Consider the following 25,815-nt stretch of genomic DNA (forward strand, 5'->3'; position numbering starts at 1 on the left):
TGACGATCTGCTTTGCCTCGCCCTGTGCATTTGCCCACAGCCAAAGCTGCGCTTTACTCCACACTCCCATGACCCACGCCGTACTCAGCCTCCTCAAAGAAAGCCGTCACCCTATGCGCATCGACCTGATCGGGGTCGCGGGATCTGGGATGAGTGGGCTGGCGCTGCTGCTGCTGGCGCTGGGGCACAAGGTGAGCGGCTCTGATAAGGCGACGACGCTGGAAACGGATCGCCTGCAGAAGCTGGGGCTACAATTCTTCCACGGGCACTCAGAGCGCGAGGTGGAGGACTGCGACATGGTGATCTACTCCAGCGCGATCAAGCCGGGCAATGTGGCCTACGAGGCGGCTTACAAAGGCGGCATCCCTCTAGTGCGGCGTGCGGAGGCTCTGGCGGCGGTGATGGCGAATAAGAAGGGTGTGATCGTCGGTGGCACCCATGGGAAGACGACGACTTCGGCGCTGACGGCCCATGTTTTGCGCCAAGGCGGGCTGAAGCCGAGTCACTATGTCGGCGCGGAGATCCCGATTTTGGGCTCAAACGCGCACTGGGATACGGAGGGCGAGCTTTTCGTGGCGGAGGGGGATGAGAGCGATGGCACGCTGGTGAACTTCCATCCGCAGCATTCGATCATCTTGAACATCGAGCCTGAGCATCTGGATTTCTATGATGGCATCGAGGCGATCAAGAAGGTGTTTCGTCAGCTCCTGAGCCAGACGCCGGGGTATTGGGTGCATTGCGCGGAAGATCCGGTGGCGCGTGAGGTCTGCGGCGGCGTGGAGAACTCGGTGAGCTATGGCTGGAGCCGCGAGCATGATTTCTCGGCGAACATTTTGGCGATGAAGCCGGATCACTCGGACTTCGAGGTGTATCACAAAGATCAGCTTCTCGGCGTGGCGACGCTGGGTATTCCGGGCAAGCACAATGTCTCGAATGCACTCGCGGCGATTGCTTTGGCGACGAAGCTCGGCGTGGCCTTCGAGAGCATCCAGCACGCACTGAAGACCTTCCGTGGAGCGCGTCGGAGATTCGAGATCCGGCACAGCGGAGAGCGCTTCACGGTGGTGGACGATTACGGGCATCATCCGAGTGAGATCGCGGCCACTTTGGCGACGGCGAAGGGTCTCCAGCCGAAGCGCATCGTGTGCGTCTTCCAGCCGCATCGCTACAGCCGCACGCAGCTTTTGAAGAAGGAGTTTGGGGCGAGCTTTGATGACGTGGATGAGCTCTTCGTGACGGATGTCTATGCCGCGAGTGAGAAACCGCTGCCAGGCGTGAGCGGGAACACGATTGTCGAAGAGGTGCGTGAGCATGACAAAGCGCGCGGCGTGGTGCGTCCGGCGGCGAGTTTCCAGTTCACACCGACAATGCTGATGTCTCGCGACAAGGTGGGCAATGCTTTGAGACCTGGTGATCTGCTGATCACGCTCGGCGCGGGCAATGTGCATGAGGTCGGGCGCTGCATCGCGAAGGATCTGCCCGTGCTGGAGAAGCTCTGGGAGATCCTGGAGGCGAATGGCGGCGGCACTGCGAAGCTTTATGAGCCGATGAATCGCCACACGACCTTCCTGATCGGCGGCCCGGCGCAGTATTGGGTGGAGCCGCACACCGTGGCGGGCTTTGCGGAGATCGTGAAGCACCTGCGCTCGGCGAGTGTGCCGATTCGGGTGATTGGTCGCGGGTCGAATCTGCTCGTCAAAGACGGCGGCATCCGCGGTGCGGTGATTCATCCGAGCAAGGGCGAGTTTGAAGAGGTGCGCGTGGAGAATGGGCAGCTCGTTTGCGGTGTCGGGGCGCGTTTGAAGAAGATCGCCAGTGCGGCACGGAATGCAGGCATCGGCGGCCTGGAATGGATGGAAGGCGTGCCGGGGAATCTCGGCGGAGCCATCCGCATGAACGCCGGCGCGATGGGCGTGGAGATGGCGGACAATCTCGTCAGCGTGCGTTTCATCGCAGCCGATGGCAGCGTGCAGGAAAAGCCGCTGAGCGAGATCCAGCATCAGTATCGCAGCATCGCTGAGTTTGAAGAGCGCTACATCCTCGTTGCCGTTCTGAAGGGCAAACCAGCCACGATGGCGGAGATCGACGCCGGTTTGGAAGCCAGCCGCATGAAGCGCCGCACCAGCCAGCCCATCGGTGCCAGTGCCGGCTGCATGTTTAAAAACCCGCAGCTCTGTGGTGCTGGGAAGCTCGTGGATGACCTGGGACTCAAAGGCCGCCGCTCCGGCAAGGTCGTGGTGTCCGAGGTTCACGGGAATTTCTTCGTCAACGAAGGCGGAGCCACTGCCCGCGAGGTCCTGGACCTCGTGGCTGAAATCAAAGAAGTCGCCCAACGCGAGCGCGGCGTGCAGCTCGAGATGGAGGTGAAGGTGATCGGCGAAGATCAGCCGCTGCCGCTTTAAGTGGCGGGCTTTGTCAGAGGAGGTCCATCCACCTGGAACGAGGCAATCAAGACTGCCACGAAGCCGATCACCAGTACCATGGGCACCAGGATCAAGAGCAGTGGGAGCAGCATCACGAAGACGAGTGGTGCCAGGATCACGGACAGGATCACCGTGATGATGCTGGGCTTCTTGAGCGACAGATCGACCATCTCCGATGCGCCCTGGGAGGCATGAATGGCGACGTGATGTTTGAGCACCCATTGCTTCAAAGGCTTCAGCAGGATGCGGAAGGGCTCGGAGAGTCCGCTCTTGACGAAGGCTTTGTATATCAGCAGGTGACGAAGGTCATGTCCGCCCACGGAGAGTCCGTGGACAGTGTGGTGGGACGAGGAAGGCGTGGGCGCCTGAATGGTGCCAGCCGCGAGGTTAGGATTCGTGTCCATATGCGGATGTAAGGTTGGTTACGCCGTATGAAACGATGGCCAGCGACAAAATATTTCAGCCACGTTTTTCCTGGTGATGGCAACTTGGACAGGCTGCGGTGGTTTGAGGTCAGCCATGACCAAGCCTCTCAAACTTCAGTTCACGCTCCTTTGGTTAGCCTTTGCCACCCATTCGGCGCAGGGAAATCCTGCCTATGAGGCGGCTTCCAAGTATCTCGAATCCGTGAATGGTCATGCGATGCTCGTGTATGAAGATGGGAAGCTTGTCTTTGAGCGCTACATGAATGGGCACACCTTCGAGAAGCCGCATCTGTTGGCAAGCGGCACGAAGAGTTTCTCGGGATTCATGGCCGTGGCAGCACAGGAAGATGGTCTTTTAAAACTGGATGAGAAGCTCAGCGAGACGATCACCGAGTGGAAAGAGGACACGCAGAAGCAGGACATCACCATCCGCCAGCTCCTGAGCCTGAGCAGCGGCATCGCGGGTGGGGAAAATGGTCAGGTTCCGAGCTACAAGCAGGCACTCGCACAGGCGAAAGTCACGGGAGCACCGGGGACGCGATTCCAATACGGGCCGATCCCGTATCAAATCTTCGGCGAGGTGATGCGCAGGAAGTTGGTGACGAGCGGCAAAGCCAAGGACCCGCTGGACTACCTCCAGCAGCGTCTCTTTACCCCGCTAGGCATGAAGTATGAGCTGTGGCGCGAAGACGGCGACAAGATGCCGCACCTGCCCAGCGGGGCATTTTTCACCGCGCGCGAGTGGGCGAAGTTCGGGCTCTTTGTCCTCAATGGCGGATCGTGGGAGGGGAAGCAGATCGTGAAGCCTGAGTCGCTGGCGGAGTGCTTCAAGCCTGCGCCAGCGAATCCAAATTACGGCATGACTTTTTGGAAATCGAAACCGACGGACCCGATCCCAGATCTCGTGATGGCAGCAGGGAAGGGGAAGCAGAAGCTTTTCATGATCCCCTCGAAGAAGCTGCTCATCGTGCAGTTCGCCGATGCCGAGCAGCGCTATCGGGAGGAGAAATTTCTCAGTCTCGTGCTGGGTGACGCGAAGGTGGCGGGCTCTGGTGTGGCGTCGGATGCCGATGCTGGTGTCGAGAGTGAGATGGCAAAAGCCCGGATCGAACAGAATTTCAGCCTTCTGGACAAGGACGGCGATGGTCGGGTAAGCCGTGAAGAAGCTGGGGAGGCTGCGGACCGCATTTTCCCTGCGGACACGAATCAGGACGGCTTTCTGACCCTGGAAGAGGCAACGGCATTGGCGGACAAAATCGCCCGTTTTCGCCAGCTGCGGAACCCAGCCGGAAAAAAGTGAGATTCTTTCTTGCCAGAAAGCCTCCAAATTGGCTAACTCTAGCTGCTCTCATGAAAAATCGTTTCGCACTCATCCTCCTCGCCGCCGTCTCGCTTAGCAGCGTGGCGATCGCTGACATCCAGTCGCCTCCCGGTCACCATTACAACTGGAGCCGCAAACTTAGCCGTGGCATTGGCAATCTTCTCTACGGAATCGCTGAGCCGATCAATGTTTGGCAGAAAACAAACAGCTCTGATGGCGCCGTTGCTGCATTTTCTGATATTTTCGTCGAAGGACCAAAGCGCATGATTGTTCGTGCTGGATACGGCATTTATGAAGTGGCGACCTTCCCAGTTCCTTCTTGGAAGCTGACCTATCGCCCACCTTACTACAAGAAGGAGAAAATCGATCCATGGTGGGGTTACACTGAATTCGCCCCCCAGCCAGGCGCCCTTTCCGAGGTGTCCTACAGCCGCACGCAGGGCTGGTAAGACTGATATTTTAATCTGAGCGCAGGTCCGAAAGACCTGCGCTTTTTTTATCCTCAATTTTTCTTGGCGAAAGTAAGGCAACGTTCAGGAGGCGGTGATGGGAACTGTCTAAATCCGAGGCCATTTGGGGGACAAACTGCCAAAGATTGTGCTTGGAGTCTGACATGACTTTGTGATTACATTGTCATTAAATGAAAATTGGTAAAAAAAGCCCTTTTCAACCTTCGCACCCAGGTAATGCCGGGGTGTATTATATCGTTCGTGCAGGAATGAACGAATGTATTTTTGGATTTTATGATGAGTCGCAATACATTGGTTTTCAGCGACTTAGTAATTGTTTATTGTATATTTGAGACTCTCCGACCCACGGATGTCAAAGCTATCGGGATCTGATACCCAACCCAACCGCCGCTATGAAACGCACCGAACGTCCGCGCGATCTGTCGCAGCAACTTATGACTACCATGCGCACACGACTGCGCGTGCCCGTCACTACGCTGCTGCTAATCTCCGGTCTGACTTGGACTCTCCCCTCCTATGGTCTGACTCTGATCAAGACAAACTCGGGGGCCGATACCCTGTTGGCTGTTCCGACTTTCCTTCCGGCGACCAGTTATGCTCAGAACCAAGCGCCAACATTGTCAGATACGCTTCTATTCAACAGCACCATCACTAGCGCGACGACGTTTCGTGTCTCGAACCTTTCGACTAGCGCGACGAACCCCACCAATGGTATCCTGAATATAGGTGGGCTGCAGGTGGTGAATCCTGGCGGAGGTGCGATCACCATCCAGAATACGGCCAACCAGAACCAGACGATCAATCTCGGGGCTTCCGGGATAGACATGTCCCGGGCTACGCAGGCTCTCACGATCAGCAACACTTCCACGACCAATGGGATCACATTGAATCTGCTGAATGCCGGAGCGGCAACTTGGAGCGTTTTGGCGGGTAGGACGCTGACGGTGAGTTCGGTGGTCAATGGGACTGGCACGGGTTTGACCATCAATCCGGGTGTGAATGGGTTGGGTGGCATTGTCGTTTTGGGCAGTGCTAATGGAGCCAATAATATCACGGGAGCGACTACGGTAACCGGCTCCCAACTGACTTTGGACTATGCCACCACAGGCAACCGGATCGACAGCGCCTCCAGTCTGACACTGAATCGGTCCACGCTTTTAGTGCAGGGCGCAGCGACCAATACACAAACTGTAAATGGTCTGAATCTTGGAGTCGGAGTTAATCAAATTACGCGTGGCGGAACGACAGCTTCAATCAACGTGGGGGCGATCAGTAAACCACAAGCAGCGACCATGTTGAATATTGGTGCCGCAGGTTTTGTGACAACTTCCAATGCCAACATCAATGGAATCCTTGGTGGCTGGGCGGTAGTGAACAATGCAGACTGGGCGGTCGGTGGAGGTGTGATTGCTGCATTGGCTAGCGGCAGCTATACGGCCCGCACGGGTGCCTGGACAGATGCTGCTGAAACCGCGCATATTAACGTCACCGGCAGCGTGACTGCCGGTTTGACGGATACCATTCAGTCTCTGCGCTTCACTGGCGCAGGTGCTCTTTCATTTGCTCAAAATGCCGGCACGATTCTCAACATAGTCTCAGGGGGGATCATGCGGGTGGGAAGTGAAAACCAGACAACATCCATAACAACTGGGACACTGACTGCAGGCGGTGCCGCTGATAGTAATCCAGACACGCTGTACATCTGGAATAATCAGAATGCCATGACCATTGGCTCGATTATTGCCAACAACGGAGCTGCTGCGCTGAGCTTGGCAAAGGCTGGGGCTGGTGATCTTATTCTCACTGGTGCAAACAGCTACACGGGATCAACCGTCATCAATGACGGCAGGCTTACGGTGGGGGCGGGCAGCACGACTGGTGCGATTAATCTTTCAGGCAACATCCAAATCTTCGGGAACTCTGGCTCAGATAATACAGGTAGCTTCCGCTGGAACCGTTCCGACGGTGCTACTATTACGGGCAACATCAGTGGTGCAGCTGGTAATGATGGCAGCCGTCATGCATTCCAAAAGCTTGGGGCTGGCACGTTGATACTCACGCCGAACACCGCAAATACCTACTCGGGGGGCACCCTGATCACGGCTGGGATTATCCAGGCTGGAAACGCACAGGCATTGTCCCCCAATTCGCGTTTTGAACTGGCCAACACCGGAGGTGTCTCGCTGAATCTGAACAACTTTAGCAACACTATTCGCGGTCTCACTGTCGGTGGTACGACTGGTGGGGGAGTTACTCTTGGTTCTGCTACGCTTACTCTGAATTCATTGCCTATCGATGCCTTCAGCTACGCAGGGGTGATTTCAGGGGCGGGCGGTTTGGTGAAAAATGGCGAGGGATCGCAGACGTTCACTGCTGCACAAACCTTTACGGGACCCCTGATCGTCAATGCGGGAACACTGCAGGCTACAACCCTGAAACCAAATGCGGTGACGATCAATGGGGGTACTCTTCAGGCCACGACGGTGACGACTGGCGGAGCGCTTAGCGTCACCAATGGCATCTTTAGAGCAGCTTTGGTTTCGACCAATCCTAACGTGACTGTGGGCAGTGGTGGGAGCGTCATCCTCAATAATGGTAGTTCTCTTCCTGCGAATGCGAGCCTTAGCCTTGGGGCAGAGCGCGCCACATTGCAGGTTCAAAACGGCTCAAACTACGGTGTGGGCACATTTAGCTCCGTTGCTGGGAGCCAACTTGCTATTGGCACGGGTGTTGCGGTCACAACGTTGACCTTCAATGACACCGGGGTGAATAACCTGAATGGGGTTATTACCATGAGTGGCCCGATCAGTGCTGGAGCAGGTAACATCGTGAAAAGTGGTGCTTCCAATTGGATTCTCTCTGGCGGCAATGCATACAACGGCAACACGACGATCAATGCAGGCAACATTCAGATCGCTTCCGGAGCCACGGTGGAAGTATTGCCTGACCGCACGGCTGTTACTCTGGCGAATACTAGCGGTGTTGTTTTGAACTTGAACGGTAAGACAGAAACCATCGGTTCCATTGCTGGTGGTGGTACTGTTGGCGGCAATGTGGGCCTTGGCAGCGGCACTTTGAATGTTGGTCGGGATGGACTTAACACCACCTATGGCGGTGCCATCACCGGAGCCGGTGGAGTTAACAAGGTAGGCAATGGAGTACTGACACTGTCTGGAGCATCCAGCTTTACCGGTGGGTTGAATATCCTCGGCGGAGGGGTGCTACTGGCGAGAGCGGGTGGGGATACTCTTTCGGATACGTTGAACGTTCTTCTTGGGGCTGGGGGCACAACACTCACGGTGAATACATCAGATACGATTGGTCGCCTGACGACTCTTGCCAACAGTTCTCTCAATCTCGGCAGCGGAGCCACCCTAACCACGACTCACACGGTGGCACCTGACACTGTCCGCGCTGGCAAAGTGCATACGGCGACACGGGTCATGAGCGTCACTGGCGGTACTAGTGGCCTAGTGCCTGGAATGGTGGTGAAGTCCCAGGATGGAAACTCGGATATTCTCGACGGCACTTATATCGTTCAGGTGCTGAGCAGCAATCAGGTGCTTTTGAGCAATACTCCTGCCATTACCACGGGGACTAACGCCAAGAACTTTGTTTTTAGCAGTGCTGATCAAATGATGGGATCATTCACAGGGACTGGCAATTGGATCAAAAACGGTGCCGGGACTATGGTCCTGGGTGGAAATAACAATCTGAACGGAGCCATGACGATCAATGGAGGCGCCATCATCGCAGGTGGAATAAACGTCAACGGGCGTAATGTGATCCAGGATACCATTGGAAATCAGACAGCAGTCCAGTTCAGCACGAGCGCAGTGGCCAGCTTCAGCCTCGCCTCCAACGGCGTGAATCTGATTCCGTTTGAAAGAATCGGGAGCCTCTCTGGCGGACATCAAGGGGATGGAACCCCTGCCAACCCGGGAACAATCGTGAATCTGACCGGATTTGCCAGCACAGGGGCGCTGGCACTTGGGGGAAACAATGCAACCACCAGTTACAATGGCAAGATTCGTGGGGGGGGGGCGACTTGGTTGATCAAGGAAGGAACTGGAGTTTTCACTTGGAACAATGATGACGCATCCGTAATGGATGGCACGATTCGCGTTGAGGGAGGAGAACTCAATGTAGGTGGCACGTTCGGTCTTTCTAGTTCATCTAATGTGATGGTGTCCAATGCTGCTGGAGCAAAGCTGACGCTTAACACCTCCGATATTAATGGTGAGACTCTCGCTTCTATCGTTGGTGGGGGGCGCGGTGCGACTCGGAACTTCCCCAATGGAGTCGCTGGATCTCTTGCGGGCGGATTTATAGTCGGCGATGGAGGTGAGATTGATATCGGCGCTGGGCTCACATTGAACAACTCGACAGCGAATTCCGTTTTCGTTTTCAGCGGGACACTGTCTGGTGAAGGTGATCTCGATAAACTGGGGAACAACGTGCTCGAACTGCGCGGAACTTCTACTTATGAGGGACGCACCATTGTGCGGCCTACCGCCAATAATGTGAACAGCACTTTGCGGATCGGAGCATATGGGGCAGCATCAGGTTTGGGTGCTCCAACGACAGGTGGCTTTGGGGTGCTTCCTGCCACGACGGATTTGCAGCTATTTGCGGGCACCTCCGGTCTATTGAATGCAAATTCAGCTTTTGAACTCAGTGGTTCCACCCAGACTGTGAAATCCCTCTCGACGCAGGAAAATGCCGGCTCAAAAACCTTCCATTTTAACGGCGGCACAATTAACATTAACAACACAAGCCTCACTGACACGAACGAGCTTTTCAACGGCATCTTTAACGGCCTCGGGACGATCAATGTCAACGGCACGCATTCGAGTGGCTGGAGAATCCGCGCTGACACTGCCAGCGCCACTTTCAATAGCAATGTGGTTCATCAAGGCGCACTTAACATAAATAGTGGTCTGGTGATTCTTGATGGCTCGACAGGAAGCATCGGTGACGAAGTCCATTTGAGTGTGGCGTCCGGCGGTCAGCTCCGTGTGACACGCACGGACACCGTTGGATCTCTCTACGGCGCGGGTTCCTTGGTCCTGGATACTGATGAGGAGTTGATCCTCACCTCCGCTCCACAGGCGGGCATTAACACTGGAACTTGGTCAGGCTCGTCGTCTGGTGGAGGTGGGTTGACACTCACCGAACGAGCCCGCTTGCGGATGAACTCCAATCAGGGATATACGGGGCAGACGAATGTTTCGGGGGCCTCATCGTTGATCCTGAATTATTCGGGGGTAGGAGTTAACAACATCATTTCAGGGGGGCTGCGTCTGGCAGGGGCCAGCATCTATCTTGAAGGCGGCAGCGCTTCGTCAGTTGTGGAAAACGTCTCCTCGACCATTTTGGGGGCTGGTATTAACAGCATCTCGGCGGCCTCTGGCATGGGGGGCAGAATCAATCTCGGCGTCATCAACCGCGGGCCATTAGGCTCTATCGAATCTGGCAGCGTACTAGAAGTGCATGGTACATCTGCGGCCACGCAGACTCTCAATGACAATGCCTATATCGCGGGCACCATGGGCGGCCATGCCACCTTTGGTATTGGTCATGACATCACCACATGGGCTGTAGGCAGTGAATCCGGGCTAGTCACCACCATTACAGGATTACCTGACAGCGCGTACGAGCCGATAGGGCAAGAGTTGGCGCAAGGAGGGCACACCAACGTGTTGGGAGATTTCGATTTCAGCAGTAATACGGGTTCCCTGCGGTTCAACACCGCTCCTAGTTCAACCTTCTTGACTGTGACTTTGACTGGGAACGGATCTGATGCCCGCAGTGTGGAGTCTGGCGGTATCCTGGTGACCAAGAATGTGGGGGCGCATGACATTTTGATCACCACTGACGGCACAGCCCTTACCGGCGGTGAGGGCGAGTTAGTTGCCAATGAACTCATTCTCCATCAACACAACACGCGAGGCAGCCTGATTATTGAAAGCACGATCGTAAACAATCAGAACTCACCTTTTGAGTCATTTTTGAGCCTTACCAAAACAGGTCGTGGCAAAGTGATTTTGTTGGCCGACAACCAGTTTGACGGAAAGACCAGCATCTTGGATGGAGTGCTCCAACTAGGTTCCAGCAGTTCCAGCACAGGCAGCCTGGGCTTGAGTTCAAACATCGTTAACCATGGCTACCTCAGCCTGAATCACTCAGGAGGTGCGGTAGATTACACCTATCCAGACATCACAGGTTCTGGTGCCATCCAGGTCAAGAGCTTTGGCAAACAGATACTGGGTGGAGCCAACAGCACATACACCGGGGGCACCTATATCGTATCTGGAACGGTGCAAATCAGCAGCGGCACCTTTGCTGGGGGATCTGGATTGGGCAGTACTGCTGGGCTCACAACAGTGGATTCTGCAGGCACGCTGGAACTCGGCTCGAATGTCCGCATCAATGAAACCATCTATCTGAATGGCGGCATTCTAGCCGGTATCTCTGGTGGTGCCACACAACAGGGGCCTGTTTATGTAGGTGCCAACAGTCAATTGCGCTCCACCACTCCAGGAAACAGTCTCACGTTTACGGCTCCAGTTGTTACCCGCCCAGGCGCTACTCTTGCCTTAAATGGCTCGGGCAACTTCATCTTTAGTACTGCGAATAGCGTGCTTGGTCCGCTTACATCCAGCAGTCCGATTTATGTTGGGGGTGGGCCACTAAATGCCGCAGGAGTGGATGGAAGTCTTGGCGACGGAGCAATCGTGAACAATAGCTCCATCACCCTGAATCTCATCCATGCTCACTATGGGCTCTCCAACACGATCTCTGGCACTGGAGGACTCAATCAAACGAGAAACGTCGTACATGTGACAGGCCACAACACCTACTCAGGTGCGACCAACATAGGCAGCATGCAGACGGGTGCCAATATCAACGCCGACATGCGAGTCGGTGCTGACACCTATACCGGACGTCTCGGCACAGGCCCCATTACCCTTCAATCATCTACAGGTGGCCAGTCCACTCTGCGCTTCCAAAGTCTGCGCAATCAGATTCTGACCAACGACGTGAATATCAATCCTTGGACGGATGGAACAAATGCCCGCAATGCCGTGGTTGTGAGGTACGGTCTTGGCGCTCTCAACTTTGCGGGCACAGTTACCGCAGGCGAGCACTCCCAGCCAGGGCAGAACCCGTTCTCCCAGCGTGCGATCATACAGTCAGAGCCGAATAACAAAGTTACCTTTTCCAGCGTTATCTCTACAGGCTCAGGAAATCGACTGAATTTCCAGCCGATCAGCAATTCCATGTTCGAGATCGCTGGCAGTGAAAGCAACGTCTTGTGGGGGCGCTTCCTCCCACATGGGACAGACAATGCCACGGCCAATTTTGTTTTCAATAACAGCGGGGCTACAACACTCAAGGGCTACAATAATTTTGCCGGTGTAATCACCACAAATCGTCACCACAACACTTACATCCAGCGTGGAACTTTGATCGTGGATCATACCGATGATTCCGATCCTGATCTGGCGAACACCACCCAGGTGCCAGACGGCATCAACAACGATGCTGACCTCTATCTTCTGCGCGGGGCCACTCTCCTGTTTAATCAAAACGAGACAGTGGGATATCTGGCTACACAAAAGGGTTCTACCGTCCAAGTGCCCACCGATGTTACACTGAGGATCGATGATAATACAAACCATGTCATTAATGGCAATTTCGAGGGGGGGGGCACCCTGGCATTGGATGCTAATGGAGGCGCTGCCTGGTATGGCCTGTTTGGCACAAATACACTTGCCAACTCTTTGCAAATCGGCAGTTCGACTCAAGTCGTTACGGCACGCGTTTCCAACCTGGCCACCCTAAGTGGCTCGGGTGAAACGTCTAAAATCACTCTCGGTGTTTCAGGTCTCATCGGCACTGCACCCCAGGAAGCCAGAATCGAGTATGTTAGCAGCAGTTTGGTTCCACATATCGTGACGAAAGACATCAATTTGTCCAACAGTGGTGCCTTCGAGACGAAGAAGAACAGCGTGGGGGTCAGTGGAACGAGTTCCACGATCACACTCCAGGACGTCGGCGGACTAGTGCTCAACATGGCTGTTCAGGGGCTGAACATTGCTCCAGGAACAACGATTTCAGGCATCGATACAGGTAACAATACTGTGTCGCTTTCCATCCCCACGCTCAATAGCATCCCCGCCCTCACTGAATTTAGTTTTGAGGATGTCAGCCAGGCTGCCACTGTCCGTATTGGCTCCAATGGCATCGCGCCCCTGAGCATTGGTTCAGCCAGTGGATTAGATGGTAAAATATCGATCACGAATTTCGCCAACAAAACACTTATACTTCACGGTCAAAATACTGGCGATAATACCATCAACGGGGTCATCGACCAAGGCACTGCCGTCTTGTCTCTGATCATCAATCCAAACGTCACCAACAATGACCAGTATGGAGCTGGGCGTTGGCTGCTGAAGAATACCAACAATAACTTCAGTGGCAGGGTCACCGTCAACCTGGGAACCTTGAAGCTTGCTGGCAATCTAGGCTTGGGGAATGAAACCACTGGTATCCTCGGAAACCTCTCTGTCCCGCGTGTGGTTGATCTCGGTACGACAGGTTCTGATGCTCGCCGCTACACTATTTTCGGAGGCGGTGACAATCTCGGTGCTATTGCAAATCAAGGTTCCATCCTATTCAACGACCCGAACGCGGGCACACTGTCGCTCGGCTCGAACATCTCCTTCAACCGCAGTTACTCAGGTGGTGATGGCAGTGGTGCTATTCAAAATGACGGCACCAAAGTCATTGTCATCAACGGCGGGCTTTTCTCCAGTGGCTACACCAGCGCAGGGACACTCGAGCAGACTCTTGATAACACAACAAGCACGGTCAGCATTGGTAACACTCACACTTGGTTCCTAGGCGGCAGCAATTTCGGTGATAACACCATAAATGGATCCATCAATAACTCAGCGCTTGGCGGTGGCGTGGCAGCTATAACGAAGGAAGGGGCAGGTAAATGGATATTGAACAGCACAACGAACACGATTACTGGCACCATTACTGTAACTCGTGGTTGGCTAGAATTCGCTGGTGGAACCGCTGTAGCTGGTTCCACGGAACCGCTAGACTCCGCAATCAAGCGGATGAATAAAATTGGTTCGATTGGTGAAGATTCCTTGGTGAATCTGACCAACGCTGGATCGGACGGCTCTTCTGGGGGTGCCGCCACTCTTCGTATCCGCAGCAGCGAAACCATCGGCGGTCTTGCTGGCACCATCGGAGCCAGCGTGATCCTAGATGCTGGAGTGCTCACTGTCCGTAATGCTAGCCAGACCTTCAGCGGTGTCATCAGCGGCGGCGCAGGCATCACCCGCACGAACAATGACGCCAATGCCCGTGTCTCGACTTTGACCAACCGCAATACTTACACGGGATCAACGACAATCACCACACTTGGCACGGCCATCCAAGGAAACCGTATTGATGTGCTCTACTTGGCTGACGGTGGTCAGCCTAGCGGAATTGGTGCAGCCACAGATGATGCATCAAATTTGGTCATTAACACTGTCACCGGCAATGGTGGGCTGCGCTTTATTGGCCTCACAAGCAATAGCACAAATCGCCTGATGACTTTCGGTGCGACAGCCTCTGCTACAACCACCGCAGCACCTGTCGCCATTTGGGCTGACGGCGTCGTTCAGGGCGGATTGGTGCCCACGGTGAGTTTTACTGGGACAGGACCTGTCGCCTTCACTGCACCTAATCTTGCCTCAACTCTTATGCTGCGTGGCCAAAATCTGGGAAATAACACGTTCAATCCGCAGATTGCCAACAATGGATCCGGTGTGGTGAATCTCACCAAGATTGAGCAGGGGAATTGGGTTGTCGGTGGAAACAATTCCTTCACTGGTGCGGTCAATATTTTTGCCGGCGTGGGCAGTTCCAGCACCACGGCGACCACAGGAGGCGCTTTGATTGTCACTCATGACAATGCGCTGGGCACTTCTGCTGGCGGTGTAACTATTGGGCTCTTCCCGGGTTCTGCGAATGCAGGTGGCGGAAACGGCACTGGGCTGATGCTTCGTGGCGGGCGCACAATTACTGGTGAGACACTGACGAATACGATTTCTGACGCCTCTTTCACGGCCGATTCTGGTGACAACACATGGACGGGTGGTGTCGTGCTCGGAGGCACCAATGCAAACTTCCGTGTGGCGGCCTCACCCAGTGCAACGTTGACTGTGAGTGGTGCCATCAGTGGGACAGTTGGCACCGGACGCTTGCTGTTGACCGACATGGGGACCAAGGTGCTTTCTGGAACCAATACCTACACAGGCATCACTGCTGTTACAGGTGGTAAAGTGAGGCTTGATTACACCGTCAATAATACATCCAAATTTGCTGACGGCTCTGCTTTGGAATTGGGTTGGAATGGGGCTGGCGTCATTCAACTTCTTGGCGCTGATAGTGATGTTCCAAGTGGGACTTACTTCGCTGGCATGTCGGGGGCAAACATTGAACTCGTTGGAGCGGCCAGTGCTAATCCTGAAATTGTGCTTAGCACGAATCTGAATGTGGGAGCTAGCTACCTCAGTCGTCCATCGGGTCTTGCGACTATGAGATTGAATGCGATCACTCGGGCGGTCGGTGGAACGCTTGATCTGAATGCAGCTGGTCTGGCTGACACAGACACCCTCAACACCAATGGCATCGTGGGTGGAGGCAGCATTACTGTTGGACGCAGCACTTGGGGTGTGAACAGCACGAACGCTGCCGATGGAGCGATCACGGGATTGGCTACATTCAGCAACGACACTTATGCTGCTTCGAATAATGTGGATGTCGTCGCATTCACTGCCATCTCTGCGGCTAGCATAGCCAATACCCTTCGCTTCAATCAGCCGGCCGGTGGCACCTTAAGCGTAAATAATGTGCTTGGCATGACTGCGGGTGGCCTATTGATGACACCTGCCTCAGGCAACGTGATTATTAACGGGACAGGATCTATCCGCAACAATGTAACCGGTGCTGGTCTTGAAGCGCTGATCATCCACCAACATAGTGCCAATGCACTTCAGATCGACACGGTCATCGCCAATAACACAGGAGCCCAGGGCATCACGAAAGCGGGTGCAGGCAAGCTCTTCCTGAACGGGGTCAATACATTCACGGGTGCAGTGAATCTTCATGAGGGGGAAATCCAGGTGGGTGGCACCATCGCATCTCCAGGTTTAGCCACCAACGCTAGCCTGAGCACGGGTGCCCCAGCAATTAATCTCAGTCATGGGGCTACTCTGCGATTCGTTTCAAGCAGTGCCGCCATTCAAGATCTCGGAGCACTTCAGGGGGCCGGTCGCGTTGTCCTGGGTGCTGGCAACAGTCAGACGGTTTTGTTTGATACGGCAAGCGACAACTACTTTGGCGACATCACGGTTGAGAGTGGCAAGCTACGTGTCGCTGGCTCGAATATCTCCAATCCATTGGGTGTGAATAGAGGTATCACAACCATTAACTCAGGCGCCACACTCGAATTGTTCGGTGTTACCGTCGCGACAAGTGGCACAATCAATAATAACAACGAGTGGATCACCTTTAGCCATGGTAGTTCTCTCACAGCAGTGGCAAACGGTGCCACTAACACCAACCTGCCCATGACCGGCAGGATGACCCTTAACAACACCACCCCAGCAGGTTTCACCATTGATCTAGCGACGTCTCAAATTGTGAGCTGGACCGGCTATGTTCATGGAAATGCAGGCTTCACGAAAACCGGCAATGGATTGCTGAACCTCAATGGTAATAATTTCACGGGGGCTCTTGATGGGCAGACTGGAGCTGCCGCCACAGCAACTCTCTCCGGCCAAATTATGGTGAACCAGGGGGAAATGCGCATTGGAAACAGCCGTGCTCTCGGTGCTTTTGGTGTGGGCAACGAGACGATCATTGCAGCGGGTGCCACGCTTGATCTGCGCGGCCAGGCGTTGAATTTGGGGGATGACCCCTCCCCGACGCGTGAGATCTTCCGCGTCGGAGGTGCTGGATTGAACAACACGGGAGCTCTACGCAATACTTCAGGCACTGGTGTTGTTTCGCACATCGTGCTAACTGGAGACACGACCCTGAGCGGTGGTGGATTTGTCAATAACGCGCGTCTCGATCTCGCAGGCTATGATACGAATCCCAACAACGGTTCTGCTCTCGATGGCAATTTCACCCGAAATTTCCCAACGCTCGACGGTCAAGGCTTTGTACTCAATATAGTTGGCAGTCGTTCGGGGGATGGTGTGGTGCTCCACCAGCCCACCTTCACCAGCTCCCTTAGCAAGATTAACGTCCGCGAAGGTATTCTCCGCCTCGAAATGGATACCCCCGTTAATGCGGCTGGCCTTTGGAGTGGAATCACAGCAGCCAACGTCACCAATGGCATCGAGATCGGTTACGAAGGAGCCACACTTGCTGACCAGACGGTCGTGGGAACTGGAGCCGGTCCGAACGTGGGTGCTCGTCTGAATCTCTACCGTAACTGGGATGTCCACCACACTGTGAACATCACCATGAATGGCGTCACTGCTAAGGGCACCGCATTGGACATCTCTAGTGGTGGTGTGAACTACATCGACACAGGAACGGACACCATTCCAAGTCCGCGCACATATCTGGATGGAACTCTCACCGTCCTTGGTGATGCAAGTCGTAATATCATTCACAATGAGTCTGCGACTGGCACGAACAGCGTGGTCGCTCAGTCTAACCTCACAGGCGATCTTCAGACCAAACTCATCATTGGAGGACAGATTACAGGGGCAGGGGGCTTCACTAAAACGGGCACTCGCGAAGTGCGGCTGACGAACAACAACAACTTTACTGGGGCATTGAATGTTCTCCGTTTCAGTCAGGTGGCCGTAGGCTGGCAGAGCGATACGGTAAGCGTGAACGGAGTTAATTATCAGACCTACGGTGATGGTGAGGGATGGGCTGAGTACGGTCTCACATTGGCAGGTGCGAATGCACGAGTCTCGGGAACCTCTGACATCAATTTGCAGCGACGTGGTATGCTGACTCTGGACAACACCGACAGACTCGATGCCTCATCCGCCGTCAGCGGTGGTAACCATGATGATCGAATCAATAACTCCGCCAACATCAATCTCGATCATGGTTGGCTGCGCATCCATGGTGGCATTTCTGCCAACAACGAAGCTCTAGCCACCTCCGGCGGAGCCCAGGTTCGGGTGCAGTCCGGAACGAACATGATTGATCTCTGGCCGACTGATGGTGCCAATCAGGCCATGACTCTGACCATTGGCAACATCACCCGCAGTCCAGGAGCCATTTTGCGAATCAGTGATCTCGATGCCTCTTCCACGTTCGGCAGCGCTGCCCCCCAACTCGGTACAGACAGCGTCCGCGTGGCGGTGACGAATTCCTCAAACCTTACTGAGTATGGAAGCGGCACGACGACGACCAGCCGCAAGATCGTTGCAGGCATCTTGGGTGGCATTATCCCGCATGGTTATTTGGATGACTTGCGAGAGATCGGCTATAACAACGCAAACGTCTCCGATCTATACAACCAATCACGCACTCTACAATTCCTGGCAGGCAGCCACTTCATGACACTAGATGGTGGATTCCTTCGTCCGCTGGATGATTCGGAGTACTTCTCCCCATACGAGGGCATCTTGGACGTTGGCAGTGGTTCGGGCAAAAATGTCAACCTGACCGAGATCACGAGTGTGGTTCGGCAAAACATGAGCATTAATGCACTGCGTCTTGGTCCTGCGGCCAACAGTGCTGGAGACTTTATTGGGCAATCGGCCATCAACAATGGCACCACGCTCACGGCTTACAGTGATCCGCTCACACAGACGCTCATAGTCGATGCCAGACTTACAATCTCCTCAGGCATGGTCAGCAGCGCCTTCTTCCGTGCTGGAAACAGCACGATCGGGAACAATGGAAATATGGCAGACACCGTGATCCAGGGGGGGGTGCTCGACTTCGGCACTCGTGAGGCCATTATCAACAACCAGAACGGCTATGTGCGCTTTACAGATGGAACTGTCCAGACAGGAAACTTCTTCATCCGCTCCGACATTGTGGGTTCTGGTGGTCTGACCAAGACGGGATTGGCTCAGGTCGTCCTGGACGGCTACAGCACTTACACAGGCGTCACTACCATCTCAGAAGGTGTCCTTAACCTCAGAAATGGCCGTTCATCAGCAGGCGCTGGTGGGCAGGGAAATCATTTCAAGGTGGAGGGACTCGGCACATTGGTCACCAGTCAGGGGATCACTCTTGGCAGTGCCTCCGCTCCAAAGGACATCTTTGTAGGCACTCTGCAGGGTGATCAGACCGTCATGCAGGCTCAGAATGACCTGACCTATTTCTACGGTGACATCGTCGTGGACAATGTGGATGCAGCCGGTCAGATACTTTTCACACCTCTGATCAGTGCCTCCGGCGCTAACTCCACTCTCATCATCCAAGGCGACATCTATGGCGGCAGGATCAATGCGGATGGCAGCTATGCCGCAGGATCGGCTGTGACTAGTGACGTGCAGGCGATTGATTCCCGTGTCCTGAGCACCGCAGGTTCATCCAATGGTTTTATCTTTCTGCGTGGTCAGATTGGCGATCGCGGAGTGAACGGAGTGGCGACACCTGTCGCCAATGTCGTCGCATCCCTGCCTACAGGTTCTACCATTAATCGTGGCACCGCCGGTGCCACCACCGTGACCAATGAAAACGAAGTCTTCCGGTTCACCATTACTGGCAATGAAACGCTTAATGTGATGATGGAGAAGCAGTATGCCGCCGCTGGTCGGCTCTTGCTGAACCAAGGCATCATGATTGTTGACTATGATCCTGCCGCGCAAGGGAATGATGGCTCTGGTTTTTGGACAAATTCTGCTCTTAGCAAAATTGCAGGCGCCGATTCAAACAGCGTCTTCAACACCTCCTCCACCAGCAACAACGGCAACGCAACCATGCACGGCTTCAACATTGGTGGTGGTGGAAACAACATGCTCTTCCTGAGCAAGCCTGGCCAGCTCTTCAACATGGCGAGCTGGCGCGTCAGCTCTGGCAGCACCTCCTGGATCGGTGGTATCAATACCTCAGGCACTGTCACTTATGGGGACGGCACCGGCAGCCTCGGCCTGGATAAAGCAGCACGCTTCTACTCTATGGCTGGTGGCAACGTGGATCTAAATATGCGACTGAACGGTCAGAGCATCCAGAAGATCGGGCGCGGCACGCTAAGCCTGTTGAATACATTATTGGCTAGTGGCAGTGACACCCATTCCTTCGAACTTGGGGGCGGCACCGTCGTCGTCGATCATCGTGGGCAAAATGTCGCCCGGCTCGGTAACTCCGGCAACTTCACCTTCCGTGGCGGCAGTTTCCAAGTCCTCGGTAATTCCACTGCCGCCACGACTGCAAACTACAGCACTGACACTGGTGCTGCACGAACGGTGGCCTTCACCGTTGGTGGAAGCGAGATTGAGGCGCGCACCACTGCCGCCTTCAACGTGACCTTGAACCTTGGCAACACGAATGCCACGAATGGCATCTTCACACGTGGGGTGGGGGCTACGGCGAATTTTGTCGAGAATCAGGATGCTGGCGGAGTTGCCGCCATCAATCTTCCGTTTGGTAGTTCGTCAGTGATCTCTAGGAATCGCATCGTCTCGTGGGCGACTTATGGCAATGCGAGTCGTACGGCCACCGACTTTGCGATGGTCAATGGCAACGCCAGCCATGGCATTGAGGCATTTTCCCGTGCGCCCGAAGAATATCAAAACAATGTCGCTGCCTGGGCTGGAGGCATGGATGTCTCTGAAAACGGAGGGGCTGGATACTTTGGTTCGCTCGCTGGCAATCTGGCGCTCAACACACTGCGTTTCGACACACTCGCTGAGAGTGTTGTGAACTTGGGTGGCAATGCTCTTTCACTCATCGGTGACGAGCTTGCCGGTGGCATTCTTGTCAGTTCAAATACCGGCGCGGCAAACAAAACCATCTCCAATGGCACCATCAACATGCTCGATTCCACTTCGAGTGGTGACTTCAACTTCACCCGTTCTGGCAATGTAACCAATGCGAATCGAGTGATCACTAACTTGAATAGCACCACGGGCCTAGTTCCCGGCATGTTGGTCTCAGGCACAGGCATCCCCGCAGGCACCACCATTGACAGCGTGAACGCCGGGGGCTCAACGATGACCCTGACGAACGTCGCCACCGCCAGCAATAACGGTGTCACCATCACCGTGAATCGCTATCTGGGTGATGCGGATGGCGACAACTCCAGCAGCCCTGCGAACCAAACCATTACCAATATGCCCTCTACGGTTGGTCTGGCACCAGGCATGTTGGTGCGAGGTATCCCAAATGTGAGATCAGTGCGAGTCACGAATGGCGGTAGCGGTTACACCTCTGCCCCAACGGTGGTGATCAGCGGTGGTGGTGGTACCGGAGCCACGGCTACGGCCACGGTTTCAGGCGGGGCTGTGACAGCCATCAGTGTAACAGCTGCTGGCAGTGGTTTCACGAGCGAGCCCACCATAGCGTTCTCGGGGGGAGGGGGCACCGGAGCCGTCGCCAGAGTGATCGTCCCAGCGGCGGTTATTCCACCGGGTGCGTATATCACACAGGTCACGACGAACTCGATCACCCTTTCAGCGAGACTCTCAGCGACAGCCACAGGCATCGCTCTGATCAGCGCGACACCTGAACTCATCGTTCATCAATATGGTCAGGGTAATCTGAACATCGGTGCCATGGTCACAGGCAATGGTATTTTGACGATCTCGGGCCCGAACTCCACCAACATCAGTGAGTTCAATACCACTGGTACGGTCCGTCTGACAGGAACGAATACCTATACAGGGCGAACCAATGTGAATGGTGCAGTATTGGAGATCGATTCTGTGAATGCGCTGGGGCAAGAGCCTGCAACAGTGACGAATAGCCACCTGACTTTAAATGGCGGCACGCTCCGCTGGACGGGTGGCATGTCCTCTCTCGGCAACCGAGGCATCACCCTACAGGGCAGTGGCGGTGTTATTGAAGTAACTCGTTCAGATGGCAATCTGATCATCGGCAGTTCAGTCAGCGGGACTCAGGCAGCTATTACTTCTGAAGACATTTTCCGTGGAGATCTCGTGAAGACGGGCACTGGGACGCTCACCTTCATGGGGGGTAGCGCAGGGCACAACGGTGGCTTCCAAGGGTTGCTCGACATCCGTCAGGGGTCGCTGGTAATCCTACAGGATAATGGTGCGGCTAATGCAGGTGGTACGTCCATTCTTGGCACCAATCGTTCCTGGGCAGATGGCACGATCTTCCGCCAGGGGACCAATGTACAGTTCTTCCTCGGCAATGGCAATAATGGCGGTGACTGGACGATTGAAGAATTCATGACCTTCGAGGGTGGAAATACCTTCACCTACAGTGGTCTCATAGACATTGCTGCAGACAACTCCACGACGCTTGCCGCTGATGAACTTCTCAACCTCGGCAACCGCCGTCCCTTCAACCTCAACGGAGTCACCAACATCGCCGGTAATACCACCTTTGATATCGGGGTGAATTCCAACCTCCGGTTCGCTCTCGATGCAGGCTATGTCATGGGCGGTGGAGACATCATCAAAGACGGTCAGGGGCAGATGGAGTTCCGTGGTAATATCCCCGAATGGAAGGGCAATCTCGTGATCAAGCAGGGCACCGTCTATGCTTTCAATCAGGCCGACATGCTTGGCACTGGCTACGCTTCGGGTAAAAAAATCACCCTTGGTGACAGTGAGCGCCAGGGTACTGCCCAACTCCTCATCAACAATGCTGGCAGTGTCCAGAATTGGATTCAGGAAGTGAAGCATGACATCGACGTGGTTTACAATCCCACTCAGACCAAGCGACTTGGCATCGATAATCCAGCCAATGGAAATCGCTTCTCCTTTGATGGAAACATCACTCTGAATGACAGCCTCATCGTCCTCCTCCAGGATGGTGGCATTTCTCTGGGCGGCGAACAGGCGATCGTGAATTTCAACGGTCAATTCCGCGATGGAACCACGACCAGCGGCAACCTCCTCTTCCAAGCCACTGATACGGGGGGTGCCAATGACAACGTCAACGGACGTATGACAGGCTATGCCGTCCTCAATGGCGACAACAGCGCTTGGACGGGGGATGTCACCGTCAATGCAAATACCTCCAACGACTTCGATAAAACCGCTGTCCTTCGTTTTGGCAACAACCTTGCCCTGACTGCTGCGAATGACGTGCTGATGAACTTCAACTCCATGATCCAGACCGGTGGTAAGTCAGTGACCATCGGTGGACTCACCACCAGCGGCGGAACTGGCTCATTCTACGGCGAAGTCGGCACACTGAACGCCACCACAAATGGCAGCACTGAGATCATCGAAAATGCCGACACGACTCCTGGCAGCCTCACGATCACCCAGGCCACACCGGCAGCCTATGAAGCCGTCTGGGATGCCAAGTTCCGCGATGGCGTGCCCAACAGCCAGTTCTTTGCCCCCGGCACGAATTCCCACCTCACCGGCGCTTCCTTGAGTCTCGTGAAGGCCGGCAGTGGCTGGAGCGTACTGACCCTGGACAATGATTATAGCGGTACCACCACAGTGTCTGGTGGTATCCTTCAGGTCGGGCGTGACGGGGTGGGTGACACAGGGTCTCTGAATGCTCAAGGCACCACAGTAAACAACGGCGGCACCATCGCTGGTTCCGGTTGGATCATGGGCGGTGCCTCAGTGAATGCTCTGACTGTTCAGTCGGGTGGCATTACCTCTCCAGGAGATCTTGCTGGCCGTAAAATGGGTACTCTGAGTGTCAGTGGTGACGCCATCTTTAAATCTGGCTCGGAAGCGCTCATGCAAGTGCGCCTGCCGACCTACAATGCCCCCGGCTCTGTGGATGCTTCTGATTTGAACTACATCAACTGGATCAGCAGCCTGCATACCAATGAATTCTCCAACGCCCTCAACACTCTGGTCACCACCCAGCAGCATGACATGATCAATGTTCAGAATGCCTCGGGGGCCGGTGCGATCAGAATCGAGAGCGGTGCCAAGATCACTCTCATCAACGAGGGCTACACACCAAGGGCAGGAGACGTCTTCCACCTCTTCAAAGCAGGCACCAATGGCATCAACGGCATCCTTGGAGCAATCAATGTCGGTAGCACCAGCCTCCGCACGGGAACCGAGACAGGCACAGACCTCACCCTTTTCGAGTTGGGTGGCAATTACCGCTGGGACACCAGTTTACTGAATACTCTCGGTGCACTCGTCGTTGTCACACTTTCTGGCCCTTCCCCGTTCTCCCCTCCCACCATCACGGCTGGTCCGACCCGCGTCCCTGCTTCCGGAATACTTGAGCCAGGGGCGACTTTCACCATTACTGCCAAAGCTGACTCCACCTCTTCCGCGCCGATCTCCTTTACTTTGATCAAGGATGGTTCGGCCATTTCGGAAGACTTGATCCAGTCCCTCGTGCTATCACCAGCGGACGGCATTCCTGCTGGCAATGGCGTGACAGCCACATTCACACTTGTTGCCAGCACAAACACTGAAGGCGTCTATCAGGTGCGTGCCCAGAATACAGGGGGTTCGATGGTCAGCAATGGAAGTGCTGCTATTGATGTGAATGACACGCCTGTCATCCTCGCTGGCGACCATCCTCTTTCAGAGATTAAGACTCCAGGAGCGCCACTGGAGCTTTCCTGCATCGTCACGGGCCCTGGTCCCTACAACGCCGTGTGGACTAAGCGTGTCGGAACGACGGATACCTTTGTCTCTGCCCAGCCTGCGACCGCCGTGCCTGCTCAGGCAAACAAATTCATAAGCACCTTCACAATCACGGAGATCACTGAGGCTGATCAGGGTGGCTACTTCTGTCATTTCGTCTCCACGGCCAATCCCGCCCTGCAGGTGACCAGCACCATCGCCACCATCACCGTGCGTGACACGGTCACCAATGTCATCGCTACCCGCACTCGCGATCCGGGGCCGACGTATGTGGGTGAGAATATCACCTTCAGTGTCACGGCCTCGGGAGAGGGGCCTCTCACCTACCAGTGGTTCCGCGTGAGTGGTGTCAGTGCCCCTGTGCAGGTTAGCTCCAGTGCTTCCTTCGTTGTTAATAACGCAGCCATCCTGGCCACTCCAGACATCTACTACTGCCGCGTCTCAAACCCAGTCATCCCGTCTGGCGTGCAGAGCAACAGCCTGACCCTGCCCGTGCTTGACGCTGCACCGGTCGTGTCTGATCACAACGTCGCCAGCCGCACCTTGCTTGCTGGTCAGCCATTCAGCATGTCCGTCAACGCTTCTGGCCGCCCTGAATTGCGCTACGCCTGGAAGAATAACGGCAAGGTCATCGCTGGTGCCACGACCAACACCTATGCTTTGAGTTCCATCGCCATCGCCAACGGAGGCAGCTACTCCGTTGAGGTGACCAATACGACCAGCACCAAAGTCACGCTTCCACCCGCACCAGCATTCGCAGAAATCGTCGTGGTGGATCAAACCACCCGCATGGTTCCTGTGAAGTTGGGTGCCCCCAGCTTCTCGCTCACCGCCAACGTCGGGCGAGGCGCGAAAACCAATGTCTCCTACAAATGGTACAAGCGTGTTTATGTGGAGGAAACCATCCCGCCGGAGGAGGAAGGCGGGGAACCGCAGGTGGTCATGGTTCCAGATGACACTCCAATCAGTGACACAGATGTCCGTTTTGCAGGCGAAACCTACTCTGGCACGGCAGTCAATGCCCTCATCGTATCGAACGCTATGATCGAAGACGACGGCCTCTATGTTTGCAAAGTTACCGGTCCAGACGGCACTGAAGTCGCAGGCTGTTTCTACGATGTGCGTGTCTATGACAAGGTGCCTGTGAACAACACTCCAGCCGTTCTCAATCCAGGGGTCATCGGTGGCCTCTACAACGATACCATCGACGTGAACTTGAACGATCGTGCTGAGCCGCCTGTGGACTTCACCGAGGCGGAATCCCGCAGCCGCACCGCTGTTAGCTACAATGTCCAAGGCTTGCCTGCAGGGCTGACGTTCGACAAGACCACGGGAGTCATCAGCGGCTATCCTACCAAGGCATCCGCTCCTGCCAGCGTCACCATCACCACCTGGGCCACGAACTTG

5 protein-coding genes are annotated in these 25,815 nt (G+C 55.0%); 4 read left to right on the plus strand and 1 reads right to left on the minus strand.

Translation table 11 applies throughout. The annotated features are described in order from the left end of the window. The first annotated feature begins 68 nt into the window (after positions 1-68). A complete protein-coding gene (gene murC, locus AC6FTP_RS27145; protein ID WP_497210022.1) occupies positions 69-2,402 on the plus strand; it encodes a UDP-N-acetylmuramate--L-alanine ligase in 2,334 nt (777 codons plus the stop codon). On the opposite strand, the gene AC6FTP_RS27150 is transcribed toward murC, so the two are convergent. Next, positions 2,399-2,827, minus strand: coding sequence for a hypothetical protein (locus tag AC6FTP_RS27150; RefSeq protein ID WP_497210023.1), 429 nt, complete (start codon positions 2,825-2,827; stop codon positions 2,399-2,401). The genes murC and AC6FTP_RS27150 overlap by 4 nt on opposite strands. A gap of 115 nt (positions 2,828-2,942) precedes the next feature. Here AC6FTP_RS27150 and AC6FTP_RS27155 point away from each other — a divergent pair, with 115 nt between their 5' ends. The 3 genes from AC6FTP_RS27155 to AC6FTP_RS27165 all read left to right on the plus strand — a co-directional run. Next, on the plus strand, positions 2,943-4,148 hold the full coding sequence (locus AC6FTP_RS27155; protein WP_497210024.1) for a serine hydrolase: 1,206 nt from the start codon (positions 2,943-2,945) through the stop codon (positions 4,146-4,148). Between the two features lie 50 nt (positions 4,149-4,198). Continuing rightward, positions 4,199-4,618 carry an exosortase system-associated protein, TIGR04073 family gene (locus tag AC6FTP_RS27160; protein WP_497210025.1) on the plus strand — a complete coding sequence of 140 codons (420 nt, stop codon included), beginning with the start codon at positions 4,199-4,201 and terminating at the stop codon, positions 4,616-4,618. A gap of 413 nt (positions 4,619-5,031) precedes the next feature. After that, positions 5,032-25,815: autotransporter-associated beta strand repeat-containing protein (locus AC6FTP_RS27165; RefSeq protein ID WP_497210026.1), on the plus strand; the 20,784-nt coding region annotated here is incomplete at its 3' end.

This window comes from Prosthecobacter sp., assembly GCF_044378005.1.
Lineage (GTDB): Bacteria > Verrucomicrobiota > Verrucomicrobiia > Verrucomicrobiales > Verrucomicrobiaceae > Prosthecobacter.

Excerpts from the sequence above, each read along its gene's own strand:
- murC (WP_497210022.1), top strand. The coding sequence starts at position 69 with ATGACCCACGCCGTACTCAGCCTCCTCAAAGAAAGCCGTCACCCTATG.
- AC6FTP_RS27150 (WP_497210023.1), bottom strand. The coding sequence starts at position 2,827 with ATGGACACGAATCCTAACCTCGCGGCTGGCACCATTCAGGCGCCCACG.
- AC6FTP_RS27155 (WP_497210024.1), top strand. The coding sequence starts at position 2,943 with ATGACCAAGCCTCTCAAACTTCAGTTCACGCTCCTTTGGTTAGCCTTT.
- AC6FTP_RS27160 (WP_497210025.1), top strand. The coding sequence starts at position 4,199 with ATGAAAAATCGTTTCGCACTCATCCTCCTCGCCGCCGTCTCGCTTAGC.